The organism is Streptomyces sp. CNP082, assembly GCF_059570535.1.
The window spans coordinates 1-2,462 of the sequence record NZ_JCANSZ010000132.1; the positions used below are offsets into that span (position 1 = coordinate 1).

The window sequence follows — 2,462 nt, forward strand, 5'->3', positions numbered from 1 at the left end:
CAGTACACCTTCGACGCGTTCGACGCCTTGTCGCCGTAGTCGGCCGCCACCAGCTTGAGGGTGGTCGTACCGTCCGAGCTGCCCCCATCGTCACCGTCATTGCCACATGCCGTGAGGGCCAGCGCACCGACGGCGCAGACCGAGAGGACTCTGATCGTGATCTTGTGCATCTCTGGCCGCCGCCTTCGTTGAAACACTTCCGTGTGCATGTTTAGAGTTGATCGATGATGGCCTGTTCAGCGCAGTATCGTGCATGCTGCGTGGCTGGATTATGCATGCCCAGTAGCCGCTCGTCCAGAAGTTGTCCCGAACTGTGACCTGACGTGCCGATAGCGGCTTTGGGGCGATGGGGTGGCCGGTGCGTGGTTGTGCACTTACGCGCACGGCTACCATGCTCGCCGGGCCGTCGTGGGAAGGGATGGTGGGATGGCCAAGCACGACCGATGGGGAAGGCTGTTGCAGCACCTGGCCGAACACGGCCGGCTGGAGGTCGAGGAGGCCGCGACGGTCTTGGAGGTGTCGGCGGCGACGATCCGTCGAGACCTCGACGAACTCGCTGAGCAGCAGTTGCTCGTGCGCACCCGGGGCGGGGCGATCGCCCATGGCGTGGCCTACGAACTGCCGCTCCGCTACCGGTCCGTGCACAACGCCGCGGAGAAGCGCCGGATCGCGGAGGCCGTCGCCGATCAGATCAGCCAGGGGGTAGTGGTCGGCATCAACGGTGGCACCACTACGACCGAGGTGGCACGCGCGCTCATCATCCGCGCAGCAGGAGACGGCGCCGAGCAGATTGCCGGGACGCCGGCGCCGAGCGTGACCCTGGTAACGAATGCGCTGAACATCGCGGGCGAAGCGGCGGTCCGCCCACAGGTCAAGCTGGTGCTGACGGGCGGCGTCGCCCGACCTCAGACGTACGAGCTCATCGGTCCACTGGCCACCGGCGTGATGAGCGACGTGGCGTTGGATGTCGCGGTCCTCGGCGTCGACGGGGTGGATCCCGGGCTGGGACTGATGACCCACCACGAGGAAGAGGCGAGCGTCAGCCGCCTGTTCGCCGAACGTGCCAACCGGGTGATCGTGGCCGCCGACTCCTCGAAGCTGGGGCGGCGGGCGTTCGCGAGAATCTGCGGCCTGGACCGCATCGACGTCCTGGTTACCGACTCAGCCGCTTCCGCCGAAGTGATCGCTCGTCTCACCGACGCCGCGATCGAAGTGATCACCGTATGAGGCTCTGGCGTGTTCACGGCGAACGCGTCGGACTTCGCATTCCGGGCGGCGAGGACGTTCAGCCGGAGACGGCGCGGCGGGATTGTCCCTCCGGGCGAACACGATGCTTCCGGATTACCGGCCCCGTGGGAGGGTGGAGACGGGGCCTCCCTCGCCGCCTGCTCATGGAGTGCCGCTCAGCGGCCAACACCCCCGGCTCACAGCGCAAAATCGACGTCCACGGCGTCCGGTCCGTCTGCGCTCCGCCCCTGACGCCGCCTGCGCCGCACGTATCCGCGGCGGACCGCATACAGGCCGATCAGCGACCACGCCGAAGCACCCGCTATGAGCATGCCCGCCTTCCCGCCCGGCGCGACGTTGTCCTCGTCCTCCAACGGGACCACGCCCTCGGGATCACGGACTACCGTAAGCTCGTCGCCGACCTCGTAGGGAGACAGGCTGCCGCTGTATGTCAGCTCTTGGTCAAGCAGTCCGCCTCCGGGCCGCCTCAGCTCGTAACGGTGTGCTTCGTCGCCCGTCCGGCCCGTCTCCCCGACGATCGTGACCGTCTCCCGCACACCACGCTCCTGAAGGGCGGCCTCGGGCGCGTACTGCACCGCGCCGACGAGGACGAACACTCCCGGCAGCACGGCGAGCAACCCGAGCCAGACCGCGGTGTGGGCCAGGATGACCGCGATGACGAAGCCCACGCCGAGCACGAAGCCCACCAAGATCGGCACGAAATCGAGGCCCAGCGCTGCGTACGACAGGGCGGCGACGCCACCTGCCACCGACCAGGCCAACGCCACCAGCTCCAACGCGCGGACAAGCGCGGTACCCGCCGACCATACGGGCGGCAGTGGCGCCTGGGCCGCCCTTTCTCTGTTCACGGAGCCACCATAGGGACGCCGTTGCGCGGCCGTGCTCTGCACCAGATGAGAACCGGATGAGAACGCGCGCCGGCGATGACCAACGAGGCCCCTGGACCGGTCGGTTGAAACACCGGAGATCTCGATCGACCACCGGGGCCTCGGAAGGTTGCACACACCTTTTCCGACAGACATCTCGCCGGCACTCGCCGGAGCGACGTGCTCCGATGCCGGGGTTCGCGGCGCCTGGGGGACTGAACTTAACCTCGAAGTTTCGTGACGGTCCGCCGGCGGAGTCGGTGGGCCGTTTTCGGGCTGCGGGTTGAGGTTGGGGAGGGCGAAGGCCCGAGTGTCGCCTCGGGGTGGCGCCGGGTTCCACTGCTCCGG

The 2,462-nt window shown here is 67.9% G+C and carries 2 protein-coding genes; one reads left to right on the forward strand and one right to left on the reverse strand.

The genetic code is table 11. The features are described from left to right. Positions 1-426 precede the first annotated feature (426 nt). Positions 427-1,227: a DeoR/GlpR family DNA-binding transcription regulator gene (locus B124_RS36920; RefSeq protein WP_496507393.1), complete on the forward strand. Its 801-nt coding sequence runs from the start codon at positions 427-429 to the stop codon at positions 1,225-1,227. 197 nt (positions 1,228-1,424) lie between these two features. On the opposite strand, the gene B124_RS36925 is transcribed toward B124_RS36920, so the two are convergent. After that, a complete protein-coding gene (locus B124_RS36925; RefSeq protein WP_496507394.1) occupies positions 1,425-2,096 on the reverse strand; it encodes a hypothetical protein in 672 nt (223 codons plus the stop codon). Positions 2,097-2,462: the final 366 nt, after the last annotated feature.